A 22,937-nucleotide genomic window follows, 5' to 3' on the forward strand; every position below is an offset into this window, starting at 1 on the left:
TTCATCAGTAGAACCGACCGGTAGGACGGATACCGTTAGCATTCCATGGAGTCTCGTACTCCTAGAGGTGGCTGAACGTGAGTTGAGCCATGAACGAAGGTGGTACCACGTGATCAGACATCACGTCCTGAGAGATGAGGGCGTGGTGTCTTTTTTGTGGGGACGTTCGCGCAGGAGGAGGATGACGAGATGGCAGAAGCATTGGTATTGCAATCAGACTTTGGCGTGAGTGACGGGGCAGTGAGTGCGATGTATGGAGTAGCCCACAGCATCAATCCGGAGATTCGGATTTTTGATTTGACGCACGACATTCCACCGTTCCACATTTGGGAAGCGTCCTATCGGTTACTGCAGACGGTACCGTACTGGACGGAGCAAACGGTGTTCGTTTCTGTCGTTGATCCAGGAGTCGGATCAAGTCGAAAGAGTGTCGTCGCGCGGACGCATGCGAATCAATACATCATCACACCGGATAACGGAACGTTGACGCATCTTTGGCAAGCCGGATACATTGCTGAAGTGAGGCAACTCGATGATCGACGGCATCGCTTACCGCGGATGGGGGAATCGTATACGTTCCACGGACGAGATATCTTTGCCTTCACGGGAGCTCGATTATCAAGCCATGTCATCACCTTCGAGGAAGTGGGACCCATTTTACTTGCTTCGGACATCGTTTTGCTCGACCGGACAGTTGCCTCGTCGTCGGATACCGGTGTTACTGGTATCGTCGAGATTCTCGATGTTCGCTTCGGAAATGTCTGGACGAATATTCCGGTCGCTCTCGTCCGTCAGGCGGGTCTCGACATTGGCAGCCACGTCAAGGTAATGATTTCGTATCGGGAACGAATCGTCTATGAACAGACACTCCTCTTTGGTCATTCGTTCGCCGACGTACCAGTCGGTTCAGGCGTCGTTTACATCAATTCGCTAGATCAGATTGCTCTTGCCTTGAATCAAGGTTCGTTTGCGCATGCATTTGAGGTTGGGATCGGAAATGATTGGAGTGTTAACGTACAACATATTAAAGGAGGAGATCGAACATGAAAGGATTTACGACAAAACAGATCGTCGCAACCGGGATCGGAGCAGCTGTATTCATCATTTTAAGTCGATTCGCTGCGATTCCGACAGGCGTACCGAACACGTCGATCGAGACAGCCTATGCATTTCTCGCATTCATGGCAGTTTTGTTCGGACCGGTCACAGCCGGTTTGATTGGTTTAATCGGTCATGGATTAAAAGATGCGATTTTATATGGTTCCCCGTGGTGGAGTTGGGTCATCGTCTCCGGCTTCGTCGGGTTTGGCATCGGATTGATCGCTAACCGGATTCGTCTAGAAGAAGGCGGATTGACGACACGCAAAATCGTCTTATTCAATGTCACACAAGCCATCGTGCAAGCGATCGGTTGGATCATCATTGCACCGGTACTCGATATCTTAATTTACTCGGAGCCAGCGAATAAAGTCTTCGTCCAAGGTGCTGTCGCTGCGACATCAAATATCTTGACAGTCGGTGTCATTGGAACGTTGTTACTCGTCACCTATGCCAAAACAAGAAGTAAAGCAGGCAGCTTGAAACGCGAAGTTTGACCGAATGAGCTATGATCCTGTGCGAAGAGTCGGCAGGATCATAGCTCATTTGGCTTGGGGGGAGAAAGACATGACAAACGTGATTGAATTTCAGGATTTTTCATTTACATATCGGAGTCAGTCGGAACCGACACTCCGGCAGATTCAGTTAACGATTCAAGCAGGAGAACGCGTCTTAATCGTTGGACCGTCGGGTTCAGGAAAAAGTACGCTCGCCCAGTGCATCAATGGGTTGATTCCGTTCTCGTACCCGGGAACGTGGGAAGGACAGGTCTTGATCAAAGGACAAGATGCCCGGGAGTTATCGTTATTTGATCGTTCGTTGCATATTGGCACGGTGTTACAGGATCCAGATGCGCAGTTCGTTGGTTTATCGGTTGGCGAAGACATCGCCTTTGCGCTCGAGAACAAACAGACTAGGCGACCAGAAATGCAGGAAATCGTCGAACGCGTCGCACGAATGACGGATGTCGAGGCGCTCTTGCACGCACGATTGAATGATCTATCAGGCGGACAACGGCAACGGGCAGCATTAGCCGGAGTCCTCGTCGAAGATGCGGACATTTTACTGTTTGATGAACCGCTCGCGAATCTCGATCCGGTAGCGGGACAAGAAGCGATGGCGCTTATGGATCGACTGCAACGTGATACGAACCGCACACTGATCGTCGTCGAACATCGAATCGAGGATGTACTCGTCATTCCGTTTGACCGCATCATCGTCATGGTCGATGGGGAAATCATTGCCGATGACCATCCGGATGTCATCTTAAGCAATGGCGTGCTTCAACAAGCGATTTTACGTGAACCTCTCTATGTCAGTGCCGCGCGCTGGGCTGGGCTTGCCGTTCAACCTTCAGATCAGCCGAGCCGCATCGACCCCTTTTTAAAGCAGTTCAATCAGACGGACGTGTTGGAGCGTTTAGAGGAAGCGCCTCAAAAAGAGACTGTAACCTCTACTGCATGGCTCGAACTTGAACAGTTGGCGTTTCATTATCGCCAAGGAACGCCGGTGCTTGAGAACGTGACAGCCTCTTTTCAAAAGGGAACGCTGACGACGATCGTCGGTCAGAATGGTGCCGGGAAATCCACGCTTGCGAAAGTGTTGAGTGGTTACCAACGGACGACAGGTGGTCGGATCCTACTTGACGGAACCGACATCACGAACCAATCGATCGCAGAGCGGGCGGGGGCGATCGGATTCGTTCTGCAAAATCCGAATCATATGATTTCGAAGCACCTCGTGCAGGAGGAAATCCGCTACGGGATGCAGGCGCTCGGATTAAGTGAGGCGGAAGAAAACGAGCGTCTCGAGCAGACATTACGTCGTTGCGGATTATATCCGTTTCGTAATTGGCCGATTCAAGCACTGAGTTTTGGTCAGAAGAAACGAGTGACGATTGCTTCGATTCTCGTTCGACGACCGGATATCTTGATTCTCGATGAACCAACAGCCGGTCAAGATTATCGGCATTATTCGGATATGATGGACTTTTTAGAAGGATTGAAGCAGGACGGGATGACGTTACTCATCATCACGCATGACATGCATCTCGTCTTAGAATACAGCGATCAAGTCTGCCTCGTGCAAGCCGGGCGTATTCGTTATGCTGGGACATCATTTGGACTGCTGAATCAAGAACAATTACTGCATCACGCCCATTTAAAACAAACATCACTCTTTACGATAGCGCAATATCTTGATATAGACCCGGAACGATTCGTCGAGTCCGTGATTACGACGGAGCGAAAGGAGCGGGAACAATGGCTGTAGAAATGCTTGGTTATATTGAAAAAAAGTCACCGATTCATCGTTTGACGGGAACGACGAAACTAATCGGATTCTTGTTATTTACGACAGCGACGATGTTCACCTATGATACACGTGTCTTACTTGTGATGGGGTTAGTCAGTATCGTATTATTCCGCTTGTCGCGTATCCAGTTTCGGGAAGTCCGGTTCGTCTTGATCTTTACAGCGCTATTCGTCCTGATTAATGCACTCGCCGTTTATCTGTTCGAACCAGAGCAAGGCGTAGCGATCTACGGATCGCGTCACGTCTTACTTGAAGGAATCGGACGATTTACGGTGACCGCAGAACAATTATTTTATCTGTTCAATTTAATCTTAAAATACAGTGTGATTGTTCCGATTGCTGTGTTGTTTCTCGTGACGACCCATCCGACGGAGTTCGCTTCTTCGTTGAATCGGATTGGTGTTTCGTATAAGATTGCCTTTGCGGTCTCCTTAGCGCTCCGTTACATTCCGGACGTTCAAACGGATTTTCGGACAATCGCGAATGCTCAGGAAGCACGGGGGATTGCCGTCTCACACGGTTCCGTTTGGCAACGGGCACGTAATAGCATCCAGATTTTACTTCCGTTGCTATTTACGAGTTTGGAGCGGATTGAGACCGTCAGTAATGCGATGGATCTCCGTGGATTCGGTGCCGGACGAAAGCGGACGTGGTACAACCAACAGACGATGACACGAATCGATTATGTCGCGATCGGCTGTGTGCTACTTTTGACGGTTTTGTCATTCGTCGTTACTTTCTATGATGGTAATCGCTTTTATAATCCGTTTTAAAAATGAGATACGAAAAAGGCAGTGGATGCGTCCACTGCCTTTTGTCATATGACCAATCCGCTTACGCAGATCGTTTTTGATTTTCCCAACGTGGTGAATTCAACAGTTCAATCCATTTCTTGACGGCTGAGATCGTGATGACAATCGCGAGCAGTCCCATCGTTACGGACAAGACCGTATTCAAGATGCTGAAACCTGGAGAATCGGGATTCGCATAGACGTTTGCGACCATCCAGATATCCGCGAACGTTACTGTGATCAGAAGATAGACGAGCGGGATGAACGTCGTCAGGGCATAGACTTTTTTATCGGCGATTTTCAAGATGATCGTCGTTCCGATGATCAAGCCAATCGACGCCATCAGCTGATTCGATACCCCGAATAATGCCCAAATCGAACCGATGTCACCTGAGAACAAGAGATAGCCCCAGAAGAATGTTCCGAGTGCTGAAGCGAAGATGGCACCTGGAATCCAGTCGACACGTTTGAGTGGTTTGTAGAACTCTCCGAAGAAATCTTGAATCAAGTAACGGGCGACGCGCGTTCCGGCATCGATTGCTGTTAGGATGAAAACCGCTTCGAACAAAATAACAAATTGGAAGAAGAATCCGGCAATCTCTTTAAACCACGGGATGGCGCGGAAGATGAACGTCATACCGACAGCGAGTGAGACGGCACCACCTGTTCGACCTGCCAAATCAAGACCGATTTCACGGGATAGATCATCTAGATAGACTGTGCTCATACCGAGCGTCGCGAATACTTCTGGTGTTGAGTTGATGGCGAAGTAATCACCGACTTCAAGCGATGTCGCAGCGATCAATGCCATGACGGCAACAAGACATTCGACAAGCATAGCACCGAAGGCAACGGGTTTGATGTCGCTCCATCGATTGATCATCTTCGGTGTCGTACCAGAACCGACGAAAGCGTGGAAACCAGAGATTGCACCACAGGCAATCGTGATCGAGATGAATGGCCAGACTGGACCAGCGATGATTGGACCACCACCATTAACGAATTTCGTGAATGCTGGGAATCGAATGTCTGGGTTGATGATGAAGACACCAACGATCAAGGCAAGGAAGACACCGATTTTCATGAAACTCGATAAATAGTCGCGAGGTGCGAGTAAGAGCCACACTGGCAGTGCAGCAGCGAAGAATGCATAAATCGGTAAAGCAATTGCGAGTTGACGGGATGAAAGATCGAACCAGTCACCGATGAATGTTTCCGTTAACTGAGGACCAAAACCAATCGCAGCTAGAATAAGTAGAAAACCAACTGTTGAAGCAAGTGCTAAATTGCCACCTTTACGTAAGTAAATCCCAACGAACATCGCGATTGGAATCGTCGAGAAGACAGCGAATGTACCCCATGGGTTATGTTCCAGGGCATGCAAGACGACCATCGATAGACCAGCCATCGTGATCGTGATGATGAAGAGCATCGCCAGACCGGCACAAAAACCAGCGACTGGTCCCAGCTCTTTTTTAGCGACTTCAGACAGCGACTGACCGTCTTGGCGCATCGAGGCAAAAAGAACAACCATATCATGGACCGCTCCACCGATGACGGCACCGATCAAGAGCCACAGTAAGCCAGGGAGATATCCGAACTGTGCAGCAAGGACAGGTCCGACGAGTGGACCGGCAGCAGCGATTGCTGCGAAGTGGTGTCCGAACGAGACCCATTTGTTCGTTGGGACGTAATCTTTTCCGTCCGCTAATTTATGAGCGGGCGTTTCGCGATCATCTTTGATTTTTAAGACTTTCGCGGCCATGAACGTGCCGTAGAGACGATACGCGATTAATAAGATACAGATGACAGCAATAACGATTGGAGTAGCGCTCATCTAAAATTCCTCCTCTTGAATGAACTATGATGGATTTAGTATACAAGTTATGGAAGCGCTTTCTTTGATTTTTAGATGAGTTGTCGGTTTCGTTCGATGAAAGGTTGAAAATGGACCTTGAATCACAAAAAAGAAGCGCTCAAATACCGAGCGCTTCTTTCAGTAGTTTGACATACGTCCGGCTGACTGGCACATCAATCTGATGAATTTTTAAATTATAGGCTCCGTTGAACCAAGGTTCGATGGCATCGATTGCTGATAAGTTGACGAGGTACGAGCGATGAACTCGTAAAAAGCGATGATCTTGAAGCTTTCGTTCGAGTTCGAGTAAGGTCTCGTTCGATGGATACGCATGGTGCTCCGTGACGATCTTCGTCTTCCCGTTCTCAGCGACGATGTAATCGATATCTTGAGGAGACAATAATTTCAGTTGTTCGCCCGTCTCAACGGCTAAACGTTCAAGTCGAGGTGCTTTTTTCGGAAGCGGTCGCGCAACTTTTTCAATCGCACGGACAATCCGTGCCGGATCATACGGTTTTAAGATGTAATCATAGGCATTGAGCTCAAACGCTTCAAGCGCATGAGCATCATATGCCGTCACAAACAAAAGAGCCGGAGGACGTGGCATCGATTTCAAGCGTTTGGCGACTTCAAGACCGCTTCCGTCCGTTAGCTCGATATCGAGAAAGACTAAGTCGGGTTGAAGGGAGCGAACGAGTCGTTCAGCTTCCTCGACACTGCCGGTTTCCCCGACGACTTCAAGACCGGCTGCGGTCACGTGATAACGGAGCTCATCGCGTGCGAGCGGTTCATCTTCAATCAACAAGGTGCGCATGCTGGATCTCCTTTCTGACTTCAATCGGGAGACGAATCGCGATCGTCGTGCCGTTTTGACCGTCACTCGTGATCGTAAACTGTCCCTTTTCACCATATAAACTTCGAATCCGTTCTGCCGTATTGAATAATGCGGTACCGGTGCCCGAGGACGGAACGACTTCTCGACCGAGACGAGCAAGGCGCGAAGCGTCAATCCCGCGTCCGTTGTCGACGACTTCGAGACACAGCTGGTCTGCCTCACACCATGCCGTCACCCCGACATATCCTGTCTGTTCAGAAGAAAACGCATGAAGGAACGCATTTTCGATCAACGGTTGTAAGATGAACGGTGGAACGAGTAAAGACGTCGTCTCGTCTGCTAAATCAATGTCGAGAAACGGACGATTCGGAAAACGAGCGGCTTCAAGCGATGTGTATGCTTCGATGTGTTCGAGTTCCTTTTGGAGCGGAATTTTCGTCGATCGTGCGCCTTGGAGGTTACTGCGGAAGAACGTCGACAATTCGAGCAACAACGTGCGTGCTTGTTCGACATCCGTCCGGCACAGTGCATAAATCGTATTGATCGCATTAAACAGGAAGTGGGGATGGATTTGTGCTTCGAGTGCCCGGATCTCGGCATCTTTCAGTAAACCGGCTTGCCGCTGGGCGTTCCCGAGTGCCAGTTGTGTCGAGAACAGTTTCGCTAACCCTTCAATGAGTTCGACTTCGACGGCGTCGAGCAATTCAGCATGAGGATAATAGACTTTCAACGTCCCGATCGTCGTTTCCCCGACGATAAGCGGAGCGATGATGCCAGCTTGAAGCGGACAATCCGTTACGGGACAGCCGATATCGAGTCGTTCTGTCACAAGACGGACTTGTCCGTCCTGCAAGACATGCTCGGTCGGTTTCGTCGTCCAGTGACTCCCAGCTTGATGGTGATCGCTCCCGATACCGATATGGGCCAAGATGACGGAACGATCCGTCAGTGAGACGGCTTCGGCTCGCGTTTGTTGCAACAGAATTTCCGCGACAGCTTCTGCCGTATGAATATGTAGACCACGCGTCAGATGCGGAAGCGTCAAATCGGCGATATGCAACGACCGTTCTGCTTCTCGTGCCCGAACCGTTTCCTCTTCTCGCGCAGCAAGGCGGATGATCGATAAGAACAACCAGACACCGAGGACGTTGATCAGTGTCATCGGTAAGAAGATGAACTGGACGAGTTCGACTGCCGCATCAAAGGGTCGGGCGAATAGTAAAATCAACGACATTTCAAACAGCATTAAAAAAGCAGTCAGACACACGGGCAATAATGCTTGGCTACTGAGACGGTCGCGCCAATAGGAGCGTAAGAGACCGCTGACACCACCGGCGATGACGGTCGAAAGCGCGCAAGCGAACGCTGTGAATCCGCCGAGGGAATACCGATGAACCCCGACGATCAATCCGGTCATCAATCCACCGAGCGGACCAGCAAGCAATCCGCTGATGACGACGATCATCGTTCGTGTGTTTGCAATCGCTGATGTCCCGTCGACTTCTTCGAGCCAAGCATGGGGTAAGAATTCAGCTAAGTCGACTTTGACCCCTGTATAGTTGCTTAAAATGCCGTACGTCGCAAAAAATAGGACGAGGACACGGAATTGCCAGCCTGCTTCCGGTTGACGTAGCAACCTTCGTGTCGGTCCCCACTGGGCGAGGATGAACGCTAAGATGATCATGATACCGAGTCGTTCGAGTAAAAAAGGAATCAGTTCCAACATGTGCATTCCTCCATTCGAGTTAAGTGTAAACGCTCGCAAAACGGAGAGCAATGCCGGTATACAAAAAAAGCCGTACTCGCTCGGTTTAAGAGAGAGTACGGCAGACTTACTTATTGTGCGTCTTTATCGAACGTGATCCGTGCGATCGCGTCATGTTGGTGAATCGTTTCTTCGTTACGGCATTCGACGTAGAATGAAGCGATTGGGTCCATTTCGTACAGGTCAGCAGCAATCAAGCGAACCATGTCTTCTACGAAACGTGGGTTTTCGTATGCCATCTCTGTCACGCGTTTTTCATCCGGACGTTTGAGTACCGGGTGAAGTGGGGCAGAAGCATTTGATTCAGCCGCATCAAGCAATGATTGTTTCCAGTCAAAGTCTTCTGCTTCATCACGTAACGAAGCTTCCATCGTGACGTAGCCACGTTGGTTGTGGGCACTGTACTCGCTGATTTCTTTCGAACATGGGCAAAGTGTCGTGACGTTGATCGTCAAGCCGACAGATAATGTCGCTTCATTCGTTTCCGTGTTGACGCTGACCGTTTGCCATACTTCGGCATTCATCAACCCACTAAGTCCCGTTGCAGGTGCTTTACGTGTAAAGAACCATGGGTAACGGATCGTCAATTGACCTTCTGTTTGTTCCATACGGTCCGCTAAATCACGCGCGAATTGAATGAGTGATTCATTCGTAACTGTCCAACCTTCGTTGTGGTATTGATCAAGTTGTTCCGTTAAGCGACTCATGTTGATCCCTTTACGGTCTTGTACGAGTGACGTCGACAACTCGAACGTTGCGACTGTCGCTTGTGTTTTGTCCCCGTCTTGGATGACGACAGGATGTTTAACGTTTGAGATTCCAACAGCGTCAAGTGCGAACAGGAAGTTCTTCGGTGTATTTTGCAAGTCGACCATTTTATCTTTTTCAGTCGGTTTTGTTCCTTTGATTGGTGGTACCGAACCGAATAGCTTATGGCGCTCTTCTTTCGTTGGTAACGTAATCGGGTAGGTAGACATATTTATGGGCCCCTTTGTCCTTTTGTAGTGTTTCAATAGTAATAACATGACAGGAATGCTAGAGACGAGCAAGTCTGATGATTCCGCAAATGTGTTTCATCGTTTCATTACTAGAAGTATTGTCTTGAATTTTATCATGAACGTTCGATAAACGAAACTCGCACGACTTAAAATCAACACATTCTATAGCTACAGGAATAACTTACTTGCAATCGGGTACACTATCCTATACTATATGTTCAGGTGAACGTGTAATCATTGTTTTTTAGTCATGGTCAATAATTGAAGTTTTTTTATTTTACAGGTAATTAAAGAAAGGGATGACAGAGATGGATTGGCAGTTACTATTACAGTATGCCTGGGTCGTACTCGTCTTGATCGCGCTTGAAGGATTACTTTCGGCAGATAATGCACTCGTACTCGCGGTCATGGTCAAGCACTTACCAGGAGAACAACAAAAGAAAGCACTTTTTTATGGACTAGCTGGAGCGTTCGTCTTACGATTCGCGGCATTGTTCGCGATTTCGTTCCTCGTCGACATTTGGCAAATCCAAGCACTTGGAGCGGCGTACTTGCTCATCATGGGACTACGGCATATTTATAAGACCGTTAAAGCCAGGAAGCTCGGTGAGAACCATGGGGCTGAAAATGAGCTAGATGAAGAACCGAAGTCGGAGGAGCCAGTTTCAAAAGGTGAATTCTGGCGGACAGTCGCGAAAATCGAATTCGCAGACTTAGCGTTTGCTGTCGATTCGATTCTTGCAGCAGTAGCACTTGCCGTTGCCCTTCCAAACTGGGGATCAGGTGAAATCGGTGGTTTGAACACAGGTCACTTCATCGTCATCTTAACAGGTGGTTTGATGGGTGTCGTCTTGATGCGGTTCGCAGCACGTGTCTTTGTTAAATTACTCGCAGATCGCCCAGGTCTTGAGACAGCAGCCTTTGCAATCGTCGCCTGGGTCGGTGTGAAGCTAGCCGTTCTGGCGCTTGAACACCCGAAATACCACGCATCAATCGAAGGAACGATCTTTGAATCCTTGAAGCTTCCTGAAGGATTCGCCCACAGTACACCGTGGCAGGCATTCTTCTGGACAGTCATGGTCGGTCTTGCTCTTTGGGGTTGGTTCTCTTCACCAAAAACGAAACCAAATCCAGATGCTGAAAAGAAAGTTGATCAAAACTTATAAGAAATGGAAACGATCCGTCGATGACGGGTCGTTTTTTTGTGTTAGGTTTTCTTAAACAATGGGAATAAAACACAAGGTTAAGTACTTGAGTCGAGCTTGTATCTTTTTCTTTCCGGACGACCGGCATATAATAAATAGACTGAACAATAAAGGGGATTCGTTAGTATGGATATTGGATTAATTACACAGTATGCGACCGTCGGGCTCGTACTGATCATTTTGCAAGGATTACTATCCGCCGACAATGCGATGGTCATGGCGGTCCTCGTCCGACCGTTACCAGACGACCAACGTAAAAAGGCGCTTTTCTATGGCCTCGTCGGAGCACTCGTCTTACGTTTCGTGGCAATCTTCTTTGCTTCGTACTTAGCGACGATTTGGGAACTTCAAGCACTCGGGGCGATTTACCTTTTCTACGTCGCGTTTAAAGGAATCGTCGAGGCGCGATCGAATAAACACCAAGTACCGGACACGATTGCCTCACAAAAAGCCTCACCGAACTTTTGGTGGACGGTCGTTAAAGTCGAGTTCTCTGACTTAGCGTTCGCTGTCGACTCGACACTTGCTGCTGTCGCCATGGCAACGACATTACCGATGATTGGTGGAACGATCGGTGGTCTGAATACAGGACAATTCTGGGTCGTCTTCTTCAGTGGGATCATTGGTCTCGTCATCATGCGTTACTTCGCGAGCTGGTTCGTCGTCTTGCTCCAAAAGCGACCAGGCATCGAAGAAGCTGCCTTTTGGCTCGTCGCATGGGTTGGTGTAAAACTGGTCGTCATGACACTCGCGCATCCGTCAATCGACGTCTTGCCGCATGAGTTTCCAGAGAGTACACTATGGCAAACGATCTTCTGGGTCGTACTTGCTCTGATTTTAATCATTGGTTGGTTCCGTAGCGGAAGCAGTTCAACCAAATCAGCAAAATAATACAATGGCGGGCAGGGTACTCTCTGTCCGTCTTTCGTTAGGAGAGATTTCATGCAAAACGGTAATTTCATTCGGATGCTGACGCGGATGCAAAACGTTCCACGGTGGGATGAATATGCACCACGTTTTCCGGATAACGCAGCTAGTCACAGCTTTCGTGTTGCCTTATTCAGTTTGATGGCAAGCTATTTAGAAGAAGCAGACGGGCAACCACCAGTCGACCGCCAGACATTGCTCGGAAAAGCTCTATTCCATGATATGAATGAAGTCATCACTGGACCCATTAAACACCGGACAAAAAAAGAACCAACGTTACATGCACACATTCAGGCAATGGAACAACAAGCAAGTGAACAGCTCGTTGCCTTACTCTCAAAGTCGCTTCAACCAGCGTTCACGACATACCTCGTACATGCAGAAGATGAATCACCGGAAGGACGGATCGTCGAAGCCATCGATACGTTCGATGCGATGTTGTACGCACGAAGGGAAGCACGGATGACAGAGTCCGTCTTTTTCGAACAAAAGGCAGCGGAATTACAGGCTGTTCTGGAACGACATCCACTCGTTTCGATCCGTCGCTTGACACAGTCGGTCATGGAAGAGGACAAGATGTCTCATTTCATTGAAAACGTCTTGATGATGGATACGATTCGGCGCTGGAAAGGACGTTTCAACACGATTGATGATAACGACGCGACACATGCGTTTCGAGCAGCCTCGCTTGGTATCTTCAATGGTCTGATTGAATCAGAGAAGTACGGCGTCACGATCGACATCGAAGAAGTCGTCTCGCGTCTCTTGTGTCATGATCTCGTTGAAGGAACGACAGGAGATGTTCTTGGACCTGTCAAACATGCGACACCGGTCACAGCAGCAGCCTTCGAAGCTTACGAACGGGCAGAAGGAGAGACGTTGATTAATAATCTACCGAAAGAAATCCGAGCACCGTTCCGTCGGTTCGTCGTTGAAGCAAAAGACGAGACATACGAGGGACAGATGGTCGATGTGATCGATAAACTCGACGCATTGATTAAAATGAATATGGAACGGAAGTTGAACGGGGTCGAGTATGAGACCGGTTACCGCGCACAACTCAAAAAGGTTCAGATGACATATGAAAATCCATCGGTCGTCTTTTTCCTCGCTTATGTCCTGCATGATTTGGATTACGTGACGTCATGACGAAAGAAACCATGACCTCACGTCGCTTAACGTTGATCTTGATCCTCGGTTCACTCGCTGCACTTGGACCGCTCTCGATCGACATGTATCTACCTGCTTTTCCGGATATGTCACGCTCATTTGATGCGAGTGCATCACTAATCCAATTGAGTTTGACCGCTTGTATGCTTGGGATGGCACTCGGACAGTTGATTGTTGGTCCGCTGAGTGACGTTCGCGGTCGTAAACGACCGTTGATGGTTGCTCTGCTCGCATATCTGCTCGCGTCTCTCGCCTGTGCGATGGCACCGACAATCGAAGTGTTGATCGCGCTTCGATTCATCCAAGGGGCAGCTGGAGCGTCAGGAATCGTCATTTCCCGGGCAATCGTTCGTGACTTGTTTGACGGACCTGAATTGACGCGGTTTTTTGCTGCCTTGTCACTCGTCAACGGAACAGCACCAATTCTCGCACCCGTCATCGGTGGACAAATGCTTCGGTTCGGTGACTGGCATTTCGTCTTCTACTTGCTTGCGATTTTAAGCACGATGATGTTACTTGCTGTCGCACTCCGTTTACCGGAAACACTTCCGCTTGATAGACGTGTTGAAGGAAACCTGACGACGACGTTGAAGACGTTCGGACGTTTGTTGACGGATCGCGTCTTCATTGGCTATGCGTTCGCGCAAGCATTCGTCATGGGCGCGATGTTCGCCTACATCTCGGGTTCACCGTTCGTCTTACAAAATATTTATGGCGCTTCGCCGCAACAGTTCAGTTTTTTGTTCGGTTTAAACGGAATCGGAATTATCTTAGCAGCACAAATCGCCGGTCGTCTTGCGGGTCGTGTCGATTCAGAGCGGCTGATGCGAATTAGTTTGACGATCGTTGCGGGTGCAAGTATCTTATTGTTCCTCGCTTTGACGTTAACGAATCAGTTGATCTTCGTCATGATTCCACTATTCTTCGTCGTTTCAAGCGTCGGATTGATCTCGACGCTCGGTTTTACCTTAGCGATGCAAAATTACGGAGCAACGGCAGGCAGTGCCTCGGCTCTTCTAGGGCTCTTGCCGATGCTCGTCGGTTCTCTTGTGTCACCACTCGTCGGGATCATGGGAGAGCAGTCTGCTGTTCCGATGGGGTTGATCATCATGACCTTAGATTGCCTGGCGCTCATTCTCTATTATGGTCTGATTGTTCGTCGACCGAATCGTTCATAAACGCTAATTATTCAAAAACGTTTGTCCTCTGATATGCTCCCCAAAAAGTAGACAGTTGAAATAACAAAAACTGTCTACTTTTTGAAGGGAGCTTTTTCTATGACTAAATCTAAGTTTTCGTCAGATGAAAAACTACGAATTATTAAGATGTGTGAAGACCGAATCGACTCGATCAAATCGATTGCCTCGCTCTTCGAGCTTTCAGTCACCACCTTAAATAGATGGAGGACAAAATATCGTACGGGCGGCTCCATGGCACTTCGTAATCGAACAGAGTGGACGCGTTATCCGGAAGAACTGAAGATGAAGGCTATACGTGCAGTACTCGACCAAAAGGAATCGCTTATTAGCGCTACGGCACGGTTTGATATCTCGGATAGAAGCCTACTTGCGAAGTGGATAGAGAGGTATACTAGTCATAGTACTCAAGGGAAACCATTGAAGGAGCGATCCACTATGACTAAAGGTAGAACCACTACATTCGAAGAGCGTGTCCAGGCAGTCATGGACTGTATACAGAACAGAAAAGACTATCAAAGCATCATGAAGACCCATCGGGTCTCGTACCAACAAATTTATAGCTGGGTAAGAAAGTTCGAGAAGGACGGAATCGACGCACTGATGGACCGTCGCGGACGTCAGAAGCCAGTAGAAGAATTGACGGATACAGACCGTTTGGCGTTGGATCTGAAACGACTCGAGAAAGAAAATGAGCGTCTACGCATGGAGAACGATTTCTTAAAAAAGTTAGAGGAGATCGAGAGGAGGTCACGTTAAGTCAAATTCGTCTTCAAGATAAATATGAAGCCATTCAATCATCGGTAGAGCAATTTGGTTACCCGATCATCGCCCTGTGTCACCTCGCTGGAGTCTCGCGCGCTGCCTACTACAAGTGGTTACGCCGGATTGGTATACCACAGACTCGTGAGACGGAGAACATGAAAATCATCGAAGAGATGAACGAGATCCACCTTACGGTGAACGGAATCTATGGCTACCGACGGATGACATTGAACCTGAAACGTCGTTTCGGAAGAAACGTCAACGCGAAGCGTGTCCGTCGCCTGATGCATGTCGCCGGTATTCATTGCGTCATACGCCGGAAACGTCCTTTGTATATTCGTAATCGCCCTCAACAGACTGCAGAGAACATTCTGAACCGTGATTTCAACGCCGCAGGACCGAACCAAAAATGGGTGACGGATGTCACGGAACTGAAGTATGGCGCCTCTCAGAAGGCGTATTTGAGCGCCATTCTGGACCTATATGATGGATCCATCCGTGCCTTCGTTCTTGGGCATTCCAATAATAATCAGCTTGTGTTCGATACTCTTGAACACGCCCTACAGGGCGCATCCGGAAGTCGTCCCTTGCTTCATAGTGATCGAGGATTTCAATATACTTCTCATGCGTTTCGTCATATGACACGCGTGGCAGGCATTACACAAAGTATGTCTCGGGTTGGAAGATGTATTGATAACGGACCGATGGAGTCCTTTTGGGGAGCGTTGAAGTGCGAAAGTTATTATCTACATAAGTTTGCGGAGTTCGACGAACTCCGACTCGCAATCCAGAAATATATTTACTTCTACAATGAAGAACGATATCAACAACGATTAAACGGCTTGGCTCCATTAGAATACAGAGCGCAAGCCGTTTAAAGGATTTTTATTATTTGTCCTGTCTACTTGACAGGGAGCAGTTCACTCTGTATGGGACGAACGTTTTTTTTTTTAAATGAAAAGAAAATAAATGGAATTCATTTTGAAACATTTTCTAAAAAATAAGCGTAGAAGAGAAAGAAAGCCAGTACTTCAGAAAGGAGTGGAGCGATGAAACTGGAGTTGCAGCGTGAACGAGAACCGTCGATTGAGGCAAGATTAGCCCGTCATTTTGCCGCACAGAAAAAATACTTACGCCGTCAAGAAGAGGCAATCGATCAACGAGACAAAGAATTGGCTCGTTTATTGTTTGAGGAAAACCGGACTGCTTATCAAAAGGCTTACCACGAACTGTATGGCTCACATCCTTACATCGAGGTGAACGAAGATGGACGTTAGTACACTTTATTTATATGCGTTAGCGGCTGCAGCTTGCGGTGTGTTTGTGTCCATCCTATTCTCAGACGTCATTCCAGGCGTCGATCAAATCTTTCATCCTACGTTGATCTTATCTTTTGTCATCATCACGTCAGCGATCGGATTCGGGCTCGAACAGCTCAGTCCGCTTGGTTCGCTGTTGATTCTAATCATCAGCAGTGTGATTGCGTTATTAGTGACGACGCTGATGCATATTTTCTTATTCGTTCCGATGGCACAAGCCGAACAGTCGCTTGGATTTTCGGAACAGATGCTAGAAGGTCGCAGCGCAACCGTCATCGTGCCGATTCCGACTGAAGGATATGGTGAAATCTTACTCGATGACGTCTCAGGACGCGTATCAAAGTCAGCCGTTCTGTTTGAAGGACCTGCCTTACCACAAGGCACGAAGGTGCTCGTCATCGAGATCAAACAAGGCGTCGCGTCTGTCGTGACGTACCCCCAACAATGGAAAAAGGAGATGTTTACATGAATCCAGTGTTAATCGTATCAATCGTCGCGGTCGCATTGATCGTTGCGTTGATCGTCCTATTCATTACGAAGTACCGAACAGTTGGTCCGGAAGAAGCATTAATCGTATCCGGTAGTTATCTTGGAGGACGCAACGTCAATACCGATGAGTCCGGTAACCGGGTAAAAATCATTCGTGGTGGCGGGACGTTCGTGTTACCTGTCTTCCAACAAGCGACACCGCTAAGCTTGTTATCAAGTAAGCTTGAAGTCACGACACCCGAAGTCTACACGGAGCAAGGTGTACCGGTCATGGCAGACGGTACAGCGATCATCAAGATTGGTAGCTCAATTTCTGAAATTGCGACGGCAGCGGAGCAGTTCCTCGGAAAATCGAAAGAAGAGCGCGAAGGAGAAGCACGTGAAGTCCTCGAAGGACACTTGCGTTCGATTCTTGGATCGATGACCGTCGAAGAAATTTATAAGAACCGTGATAAGTTCTCGCAAGAAGTCCAGCGGGTCGCATCACAAGATCTTGCGAAGATGGGACTCGTCATTGTTTCGTTTACGATCAAAGACGTCCGTGACAAGAACGGATACTTAGAATCACTTGGGAAACCGCGGATCGCACAGGTTCGCCGTGATGCCGACATCGCAACGGCAGACGCGGAAAAAGAGACACGCATCAAGCGGGCGGAAGCTTCAAAAGATGCGAAAAAAGCAGAACTCGAACGTGCAACGGAAATCGCTGAAGCGGAAAAAGAAAATCAGTTGAAGATGGCAGATTATCGCCGCGAACAAGATATCGCGAAGGCGAAAGCCGACCAAGCGTATGATCTTGAGAATGCACGCGCGCAACAAGAAGTCACGGAGCAACAGATGCAAATCAAAATCATCGAGCGTCAAAAACAAATCGAGCTCGAAGAACGTGAAATTCTCCGTCGTGAGAAACAATACGACGCGGAAGTCAAAAAACGCGCTGATGCCGATCGGTACTCGATTGAGCAAGCTGCCCAAGCCGACCGTGCGAAGCAATATGCGGAAGCAGATGCAACGAAATACCGGATCGAGGCATCGGCAAAAGCGGATGCAGAACGAATTCGTCTGGATGGTCTTGCGAAAGCGGACGCTGAGCGGGCCCAAGGGGAAACAGAAGCGGAGATCATTCGTCTGAAGGGTCTTGCTGAAGCAGAAGCAAAAGAAAAAATCGCGCAGGCGTTCGAGCAATTCGGACAAGCGGCGATTCTCGACATGGTCATTCGGATGATGCCAGAGTACGCGAAAGAGATTGCAGCACCACTCGGTAACATCGATAAAATCACAGTCGTTGATACAGGTAGCGGTGAAGGGGGCGGTGCGAACCGTGTCACCGGTTACGCAACGGATTTGATGGCATCACTGCAAGAGACATTAAAGGCGTCGTCAGGATTAGATGTCAAAGAGTTGATTGAGAACTTCTCCGGTAAAGGAACAGCAAAACCGTTGACGGTCAACTTGAATTCCCATGATGCGGTGGCAGCGTCGAAAACAGAAGACTGATGGCGATCCGCGTCTTATTGATTGTGTTCGCACTCCTGCTTTTTCATGTCGTATGGCCACTTCCATGGTATGCACTGGCGGTACTAGGCGGCGTCATCGGCATCATCAAAGGGTACACATCGGGTGACGGAATCGCGAATATATTCAATATAAAAAAGATATCTTACTCACTTTACGATCGACAAACACGTCAGGAAGCCGTTCTCGCTTTGATATGTAGTCTGTTGACGGTCGACTTCCCGTATTGGTTCGCTGGGGTGACGACAGGAATCACGTGGCGTGATATCGGATATGCTGGTTTCGAAGTAGTATCGACACTTCTGTTCGCTTATGTTTTATTCCGTTTCTTATGTCTGAATCTATTCCGACCATTCTTGGAGTCTGAAAGAAGGGAGCAAAGAAATGGATAGTTTATTTTTACTGCAAGAACGTTGGATGCTGTTGCTTCCGTTCCTCGTCGTCCTCTTGATCAACGTCGGGTTATTAACTGCCCTTCTGAAGAAGCGACGTGATTTACCGAAGCTGTTAGTTTTCGGAATGGGTGGGATGGCGATCGTGTTCATCGTCTCTTCGCTTGGATTAAGCATGGCATTGCTGTTCTTCGGATACAATGCATAAAAAAACGGGGCAGGCTCTAAACAGAGTCTGTCCCATTTTGTCGTACTATAAGATAAAAATGAGTGCCGTTAACGTGGAAGGTCATACCCAATGACGACGAGTCCCGGTCCTGTATGTGAACCGATCGCTGCGCCGGCGATCGTCAAGATGACTTCGCTTGGTGAAAACTGTGCTTCAATCAATTGTTTTAACTGTTCTGCCCGTTCGATCGAATCCCCGTGACCAATCATGATCCGGTGTCCGTCAATCGCAGGACGTGCTTCTTCCATCCACTCGACGATTCGGTTCATGACTTTTTTCTGACCACGGATCTTCTCTTTTGGGATCAACTTCCCGTCTTCGACTGTCAACAGTGGCAAAATCGATAAGAGACCACCAATGAAAGCACTGGCACGAGAAACCCGTCCACCGCGCATCAAATATTCGAGTGATTCGACTGTAAACAGATGACGAATCGTATTCACCTTGGCTTCAGCGTAAGCCACTGTTTCTTCAAACGAATGCGTTTGTGCGTATTCTGCGACGTCGAGAACGAACAATCCTTGTCCTGTTGAAGCGGTTTTCGTATCGAGTACGAGATAAGGCACGTTCGGATACTTTTCGGCGAGCTCCTCTGCTAGCATCTTCGCGGTTTGATACGTTCCCGATAATTCGCTCGAGAAGGCGAGGTAGAGGAAGGGATCCCCTTGTTCGAAGTGACGCGTGAATACTTCGACCATCCGGCTGACTTCTGCTTGGAATGTCTTTGGTGCTGCACCGTCACGCATCTTATCATACAGTTGTTTTGGAGATATCGATTCTCCATCGAAGAACGTGTCTTCGTCGATCAATACGCCGAATGGCATGACCGTAAAATCATAAGCATCTAACATGTCTTTTGGTGCATCGGCACCACTATCTGTGATCAATCGGATCATCACGTTCTCTCCTTTCTTAACCTAGGGCTTTTTCGTTTCGATCAAGCATCCGACTCAAGTTGACGCCGAAACGCTCATTCTCGAGTTCCGTCAAAGTTGCGGGCGTCAAATCAGCGCCGAGCGCAAGTAACGCTTCATATGCACGACGTAAGCACTCCTCGACTGTCAGTGGAGTACCAAGCAGTTCCTCGAGGGACGCCATCGTTTCCGGCACGACGGTCGGATAGACGAATTTCGTCGTTTCACCTTGAAGCGCTGCCTCGTAAAAGTCACGGACTAAAGCAGCGCGTTGACTTCCACTTCCGTTGACACAAAGATAGATTTGAACGGCAACTCCGCCACGAACACGACGCTGGGAGATACCAGCGAATTTTTTACCCGCAATCGATAAGTCATAAGAACCGGGACAATACGATCCGACGATTTCACCAGCGACGATCGCGTCCGTTTCTTGTGCGAACATGCGGCGGACGAGCGCAAGCATCGCTTCGTAACCACTGTCGATATCGATGCCGCCGCGTTCCGGTAGGACGAGTGAAATATTCAAGACACCAGCGTCGAGGACGACGGCAAGACCACCTGAGTTACGGACGACGGGCGAGAAACCATGTTCATGCAGAACGGCTACACCGTCAGCAAGATGAGGAAGACGGGCATCCTGGATGCCGAGGACGACGGTTTCGTGGTGAATCCAAGAGCGGAGTGCGGCTCCTTCTGTTGCAACAGAGGCACATAATGTGTCGTCCATCGCAAACGATTGTGTCGCATGGAAAGCAGTTCCGAGTGACGTTTGATCAAAAATACGATAATGTTCTTGTTTTAAGAGTTCGATTCCCATAGGCTCGTTCCTTTATTGTAGATTTGCGACATCATTATAGCACAGGGTGTGTAAAGTTTCTGTGCGAAGCGCCGCGGGAGACAGGAATCCTTGGAAACAAAACCGAACAACAACGACATAGACACGATTTAAAGGAGAGAAACATATGTATCAATCATTAGGACAATTAAAGGAAACGAAGGTCTTCAAGGATCCGGTTCATCGCTATATCTATGTCAGTGATCAGTTGATTTGGCAACTGATCGGTACACGTGAATTTCAGCGACTACGCCGAATCAAACAACTCGGAACATCCTTTTTGACGTTTCATGGAGCAGAGCACACACGGTTCCATCATTCGCTCGGTGTCTATGAAATCACGCGTCAACTGATCGATGTCTTCAACGGTCGCGCCGATTGGGACGATCAGTACCGTGAGTTGACGCTGGCTGCGGCACTCTTACACGATGTCGGACACGGTCCGTTTTCGCACGCATTCGAGAACGTCTTCGGTGTTAATCACGAGACGTGGACGGAGCAGATCATTCTCGGGGATACGGAAATCAAGAAAGTCCTCGACCAAGTCGGAGACGGATTTGCGGAAGAAGTGGCGTCGATCATCAACAAGACGCACCCGAATCAACTGCTTGTTACGATGATCAGCTCACAACTCGACGTCGACCGGATGGATTATTTATTGCGCGATGCGCATTTTGCCGGTGTCAGCTACGGAAAATTCGATCTCGAGCGGATGCTTCGGGTATTGCGTCCGGCCCATAATCAGATGGTCGTCAAACAATCGGGAATGCATTCGATCGAAGACTACATCATGCGGCGGTATCAGATGTATTGGCAAGTCTACCTGCATCCGGTGACACGATCGAGTGATTACCTATTAAAGGCTATTCTTGAGCGGGCGCAGGAGTTGTACCTGTCCGCATATCCGTTTGCGATCGCACCAATCCATTTGATGCCGCTATTTGATCAGAAGATGGAGTTGCGTGATTTCCTTGGGCTCGATGAGACAATCGTCTACTTCTATTTTCAGCAGTGGGCGAATGAACAGGATCCGATCCTTGCAGATCTCTCGGGGCGATTCGTTGACCGGAAGTTGTTCAAGTATGTCGATTATCCGGCTGAAAAACGTGAACTCGTCCACGATAAGTTGTGTGAGTTGTTCGAAGCAATCGGCTTGAATCCGACCTATTATCTGCTTGAAGATAAACTCAGTCGTCTTCCTTACGATTTATATGGAGATAACGGGGAAATCAGTAAGCAGCCGATCATGTTGCAGATGAAGGATGGGCAAATGAAAGAGATTTCGCAAGTTTCACCGCTCGTTCAAGCCATTGCGACGTCACGCCAGACTGATGAGAAGCTGTTCTTCCCGCAAGAAATTTTGCACGACTTGCGCGAGCATGCGAATGAGAAGATGCAGATCGACCAGTTATTGATTGGCAGCGTGACATCATGATATCGTCCGCTGTCCTTACGAAAATCTTGCAACAGCTTGGACAGGAGGGAGGAGAGGTCGAAGTCTTAAAAGGCGCGACATCCTCCCTTGTTTTTCGAGTCGGTGAGGGAATTCTTCGCGTCCATACGAATCAAGACTGGCTACATGAGGAGCCGGATCTTGTCTTGCATGAAGTGTTTGCGTTACAAGCAAGCAGGTGACTTAGCACCAGATGTGTTGGACTATCAAACCGATGTTAGAGACGAAGTCCCGCCGTGGTTATATATGACGCGTTCACCGGGAGAGATCCGGCTTGATCAGGTGGATGAGCAGTATGTCGAACGACTGGCACAGATGCTTGTTGCGATCCATGCGCTACCGGTACCCGAATCTCGGTATGTCTATCAGCCGTATGCGACGGAACGTCACGTTCCGACTTGGACGCAGTATCCGGAGAGATGGCGTCAGCTACTGGCGGTCGAACCGGACGAAAGTCAAACGATCCGGTTTATTCATCGGGATTTTCATCCGGTCAATGTGTTATACGAAATGAATGGAACGTGTCATACGATTGATTGGATTAATGCGTGTGTAGGTCCCATTGAAGTCGACCTTGCGCATTGTCGTTTGAATCTTGCCTTGCTCGAATCCGTCGAGATGGCGGATCATTTTTTAAAAAGTTACCTTAAACAGACGAAACGTTCTTACGATCACGCGTGGGATATTCGGGCTATTTTTGATTTTGGACCTGAAACGATCGACATCTATCCGGGGTGGAAAGCATATGGAAAGCAAAACCTTAGTCAGGACAATGTTCGGGAACGCTTGGAAAAATTTGTCTTGAAAGTCTATGAAAATAACGAAAGCGGTTACTAAATGAACTTTTCCTCTTGTAGTTCTTCGAAA

The 22,937-nt window shown here is 48.5% G+C and carries 23 protein-coding genes; 17 read left to right on the forward strand and 6 right to left on the reverse strand.

The genetic code is table 11. From position 1 onward, the window contains the following. Positions 1 to 189: 189 nt before the first annotated feature. From MKY22_RS01430 to MKY22_RS01445, 4 genes are all read left to right on the forward strand, one after another. Entirely contained in the window at positions 190 to 1,047 is an 858-nt protein-coding gene (locus tag MKY22_RS01430) for an SAM hydrolase/SAM-dependent halogenase family protein (RefSeq protein WP_341085999.1), read from the forward strand. After that, positions 1,044 to 1,595: an ECF-type riboflavin transporter substrate-binding protein gene (locus MKY22_RS01435; RefSeq protein WP_341086000.1), complete on the forward strand. Its 552-nt coding sequence runs from the start codon at positions 1,044 to 1,046 to the stop codon at positions 1,593 to 1,595. The genes MKY22_RS01430 and MKY22_RS01435 overlap by 4 nt, the downstream gene beginning before the upstream one ends. A gap of 70 nt (positions 1,596 to 1,665) precedes the next feature. Then, complete coding sequence (locus tag MKY22_RS01440; protein WP_290776376.1) at positions 1,666 to 3,369, forward strand: ABC transporter ATP-binding protein; 1,704 nt, start codon at positions 1,666 to 1,668, stop codon at positions 3,367 to 3,369. After that, positions 3,360 to 4,184 carry an energy-coupling factor transporter transmembrane component T family protein gene (locus tag MKY22_RS01445; RefSeq protein WP_341086002.1) on the forward strand — a complete coding sequence of 275 codons (825 nt, stop codon included), beginning with the start codon at positions 3,360 to 3,362 and terminating at the stop codon, positions 4,182 to 4,184. Before MKY22_RS01440 ends, MKY22_RS01445 begins: the two co-directional genes overlap by 10 nt. 61 nt (positions 4,185 to 4,245) lie before the next feature. On the opposite strand, the gene MKY22_RS01450 is transcribed toward MKY22_RS01445, so the two are convergent. From MKY22_RS01450 to folE2, 4 genes are all read right to left on the reverse strand, one after another. Then, a complete protein-coding gene (locus MKY22_RS01450) occupies positions 4,246 to 6,039 on the reverse strand; it encodes a carbon starvation CstA family protein (protein ID WP_290776379.1) in 1,794 nt (597 codons plus the stop codon). Between the two features lie 139 nt (positions 6,040 to 6,178). Further along, positions 6,179 to 6,874 carry a LytR/AlgR family response regulator transcription factor gene (locus tag MKY22_RS01455; RefSeq protein ID WP_214729667.1) on the reverse strand — a complete coding sequence of 232 codons (696 nt, stop codon included), beginning with the start codon at positions 6,872 to 6,874 and terminating at the stop codon, positions 6,179 to 6,181. Continuing rightward, positions 6,855 to 8,621 carry a LytS/YhcK type 5TM receptor domain-containing protein gene (locus tag MKY22_RS01460; RefSeq protein ID WP_341086011.1) on the reverse strand — a complete coding sequence of 589 codons (1,767 nt, stop codon included), beginning with the start codon at positions 8,619 to 8,621 and terminating at the stop codon, positions 6,855 to 6,857. Before MKY22_RS01460 ends, MKY22_RS01455 begins: the two co-directional genes overlap by 20 nt. A gap of 110 nt (positions 8,622 to 8,731) precedes the next feature. After that, positions 8,732 to 9,637: a GTP cyclohydrolase FolE2 gene (gene folE2 / locus MKY22_RS01465; RefSeq protein ID WP_035411393.1), complete on the reverse strand. Its 906-nt coding sequence runs from the start codon at positions 9,635 to 9,637 to the stop codon at positions 8,732 to 8,734. 329 nt (positions 9,638 to 9,966) lie between these two features. On the opposite strand from folE2, the gene MKY22_RS01470 reads away from it, so the two are divergent. The 10 genes from MKY22_RS01470 (at position 9,967) to MKY22_RS01515 (ending at position 18,844) form a co-directional block, all read left to right on the forward strand. Next, on the forward strand, positions 9,967 to 10,824 hold the full coding sequence (locus tag MKY22_RS01470; protein WP_214861633.1) for a TerC family protein: 858 nt from the start codon (positions 9,967 to 9,969) through the stop codon (positions 10,822 to 10,824). Positions 10,825 to 10,989: 165 nt separating this feature from the next. Next, positions 10,990 to 11,754: a TerC family protein gene (locus MKY22_RS01475; RefSeq protein ID WP_029343196.1), complete on the forward strand. Its 765-nt coding sequence runs from the start codon at positions 10,990 to 10,992 to the stop codon at positions 11,752 to 11,754. A 51-nt stretch (positions 11,755 to 11,805) separates the two neighbouring features. Continuing rightward, positions 11,806 to 12,939 carry a YfbR-like 5'-deoxynucleotidase gene (locus tag MKY22_RS01480; protein ID WP_290776387.1) on the forward strand — a complete coding sequence of 378 codons (1,134 nt, stop codon included), beginning with the start codon at positions 11,806 to 11,808 and terminating at the stop codon, positions 12,937 to 12,939. 11 nt (positions 12,940 to 12,950) lie between these two features. Beyond that, the gene (locus MKY22_RS01485; protein WP_445298361.1) at positions 12,951 to 14,138 is read left to right on the forward strand and encodes a multidrug effflux MFS transporter; all 1,188 of its coding nucleotides are present in this window, start codon (positions 12,951 to 12,953) and stop codon (positions 14,136 to 14,138) included. A 99-nt stretch (positions 14,139 to 14,237) separates the two neighbouring features. Next, positions 14,238 to 15,799, forward strand: a protein-coding gene (locus MKY22_RS01490; protein ID WP_341086024.1) for an IS3 family transposase whose coding sequence is annotated in 2 segments (ribosomal slippage) — positions 14,238 to 14,868 and positions 14,868 to 15,799 — 1,563 coding nt in all. Because the reading frame shifts where the segments join, the coding sequence is not laid out codon by codon here. 171 nt (positions 15,800 to 15,970) lie between these two features. Next, positions 15,971 to 16,198, forward strand: coding sequence for a hypothetical protein (locus MKY22_RS01495; protein WP_341086027.1), 228 nt, complete (start codon positions 15,971 to 15,973; stop codon positions 16,196 to 16,198). After that, complete coding sequence (locus MKY22_RS01500; RefSeq protein ID WP_029343200.1) at positions 16,188 to 16,709, forward strand: NfeD family protein; 522 nt, start codon at positions 16,188 to 16,190, stop codon at positions 16,707 to 16,709. The genes MKY22_RS01495 and MKY22_RS01500 overlap by 11 nt, the downstream gene beginning before the upstream one ends. Further along, entirely contained in the window at positions 16,706 to 18,226 is a 1,521-nt protein-coding gene (locus MKY22_RS01505; RefSeq protein WP_023466783.1) for a flotillin family protein, read from the forward strand. Before MKY22_RS01500 ends, MKY22_RS01505 begins: the two co-directional genes overlap by 4 nt. Further along, on the forward strand, positions 18,226 to 18,636 hold the full coding sequence (locus MKY22_RS01510) for a hypothetical protein (RefSeq protein WP_341086031.1): 411 nt from the start codon (positions 18,226 to 18,228) through the stop codon (positions 18,634 to 18,636). Before MKY22_RS01505 ends, MKY22_RS01510 begins: the two co-directional genes overlap by 1 nt. Beyond that, the gene (locus MKY22_RS01515; RefSeq protein WP_290776397.1) at positions 18,629 to 18,844 is read left to right on the forward strand and encodes a hypothetical protein; all 216 of its coding nucleotides are present in this window, start codon (positions 18,629 to 18,631) and stop codon (positions 18,842 to 18,844) included. Before MKY22_RS01510 ends, MKY22_RS01515 begins: the two co-directional genes overlap by 8 nt. Positions 18,845 to 18,912: 68 nt before the next feature. Here the strand turns inward: MKY22_RS01515 and MKY22_RS01520 are convergent, their stop codons facing one another. Then, the gene (locus tag MKY22_RS01520) at positions 18,913 to 19,761 is read right to left on the reverse strand and encodes a DegV family protein (protein WP_075642768.1); all 849 of its coding nucleotides are present in this window, start codon (positions 19,759 to 19,761) and stop codon (positions 18,913 to 18,915) included. Between the two features lie 16 nt (positions 19,762 to 19,777). Then, on the reverse strand, positions 19,778 to 20,599 hold the full coding sequence (locus MKY22_RS01525) for a lipoate--protein ligase family protein (protein WP_290776399.1): 822 nt from the start codon (positions 20,597 to 20,599) through the stop codon (positions 19,778 to 19,780). Positions 20,600 to 20,744: 145 nt separating this feature from the next. On the opposite strand from MKY22_RS01525, the gene MKY22_RS01530 reads away from it, so the two are divergent. Genes MKY22_RS01530 through MKY22_RS01540 form a run of 3 tightly spaced genes read left to right on the forward strand, consistent with a single transcriptional unit; the run spans position 20,745 to position 22,907 of the window. Further along, positions 20,745 to 22,052: an HD domain-containing protein gene (locus MKY22_RS01530; RefSeq protein WP_290776401.1), complete on the forward strand. Its 1,308-nt coding sequence runs from the start codon at positions 20,745 to 20,747 to the stop codon at positions 22,050 to 22,052. Beyond that, positions 22,049 to 22,252, forward strand: a complete 204-nt coding sequence (locus MKY22_RS01535; RefSeq protein ID WP_341086040.1) for a hypothetical protein — start codon at positions 22,049 to 22,051, stop codon at positions 22,250 to 22,252. Before MKY22_RS01530 ends, MKY22_RS01535 begins: the two co-directional genes overlap by 4 nt. Beyond that, positions 22,221 to 22,907, forward strand: coding sequence for a phosphotransferase family protein (locus MKY22_RS01540; RefSeq protein ID WP_341086042.1), 687 nt, complete (start codon positions 22,221 to 22,223; stop codon positions 22,905 to 22,907). Before MKY22_RS01535 ends, MKY22_RS01540 begins: the two co-directional genes overlap by 32 nt. Positions 22,908 to 22,937 lie beyond the last annotated feature (30 nt).

This window comes from Exiguobacterium sp. FSL W8-0210, from assembly GCF_038006045.1.
GTDB lineage: Bacteria > Bacillota > Bacilli > Exiguobacteriales > Exiguobacteriaceae > Exiguobacterium_A.

Coding starts and splice junctions, on each gene's coding strand:
- MKY22_RS01430 (WP_341085999.1), top strand. CDS start 190: ATGGCAGAAGCATTGGTATTGCAATCAGACTTTGGCGTGAGTGACGGG.
- MKY22_RS01435 (WP_341086000.1), top strand. CDS start 1,044: ATGAAAGGATTTACGACAAAACAGATCGTCGCAACCGGGATCGGAGCA.
- MKY22_RS01440 (WP_290776376.1), top strand. CDS start 1,666: ATGACAAACGTGATTGAATTTCAGGATTTTTCATTTACATATCGGAGT.
- MKY22_RS01445 (WP_341086002.1), top strand. CDS start 3,360: ATGGCTGTAGAAATGCTTGGTTATATTGAAAAAAAGTCACCGATTCAT.
- MKY22_RS01450 (WP_290776379.1), bottom strand. CDS start 6,039: ATGAGCGCTACTCCAATCGTTATTGCTGTCATCTGTATCTTATTAATC.
- MKY22_RS01455 (WP_214729667.1), bottom strand. CDS start 6,874: ATGCGCACCTTGTTGATTGAAGATGAACCGCTCGCACGCGATGAGCTC.
- MKY22_RS01460 (WP_341086011.1), bottom strand. CDS start 8,621: ATGTTGGAACTGATTCCTTTTTTACTCGAACGACTCGGTATCATGATC.
- folE2 (WP_035411393.1), bottom strand. CDS start 9,637: ATGTCTACCTACCCGATTACGTTACCAACGAAAGAAGAGCGCCATAAG.
- MKY22_RS01470 (WP_214861633.1), top strand. CDS start 9,967: ATGGATTGGCAGTTACTATTACAGTATGCCTGGGTCGTACTCGTCTTG.
- MKY22_RS01475 (WP_029343196.1), top strand. CDS start 10,990: ATGGATATTGGATTAATTACACAGTATGCGACCGTCGGGCTCGTACTG.
- MKY22_RS01480 (WP_290776387.1), top strand. CDS start 11,806: ATGCAAAACGGTAATTTCATTCGGATGCTGACGCGGATGCAAAACGTT.
- MKY22_RS01485 (WP_445298361.1), top strand. CDS start 12,951: ATGACCTCACGTCGCTTAACGTTGATCTTGATCCTCGGTTCACTCGCT.
- MKY22_RS01495 (WP_341086027.1), top strand. CDS start 15,971: ATGAAACTGGAGTTGCAGCGTGAACGAGAACCGTCGATTGAGGCAAGA.
- MKY22_RS01500 (WP_029343200.1), top strand. CDS start 16,188: ATGGACGTTAGTACACTTTATTTATATGCGTTAGCGGCTGCAGCTTGC.
- MKY22_RS01505 (WP_023466783.1), top strand. CDS start 16,706: ATGAATCCAGTGTTAATCGTATCAATCGTCGCGGTCGCATTGATCGTT.
- MKY22_RS01510 (WP_341086031.1), top strand. CDS start 18,226: ATGGCGATCCGCGTCTTATTGATTGTGTTCGCACTCCTGCTTTTTCAT.
- MKY22_RS01515 (WP_290776397.1), top strand. CDS start 18,629: ATGGATAGTTTATTTTTACTGCAAGAACGTTGGATGCTGTTGCTTCCG.
- MKY22_RS01520 (WP_075642768.1), bottom strand. CDS start 19,761: ATGATCCGATTGATCACAGATAGTGGTGCCGATGCACCAAAAGACATG.
- MKY22_RS01525 (WP_290776399.1), bottom strand. CDS start 20,599: ATGGGAATCGAACTCTTAAAACAAGAACATTATCGTATTTTTGATCAA.
- MKY22_RS01530 (WP_290776401.1), top strand. CDS start 20,745: ATGTATCAATCATTAGGACAATTAAAGGAAACGAAGGTCTTCAAGGAT.
- MKY22_RS01535 (WP_341086040.1), top strand. CDS start 22,049: ATGATATCGTCCGCTGTCCTTACGAAAATCTTGCAACAGCTTGGACAG.
- MKY22_RS01540 (WP_341086042.1), top strand. CDS start 22,221: ATGAAGTGTTTGCGTTACAAGCAAGCAGGTGACTTAGCACCAGATGTG.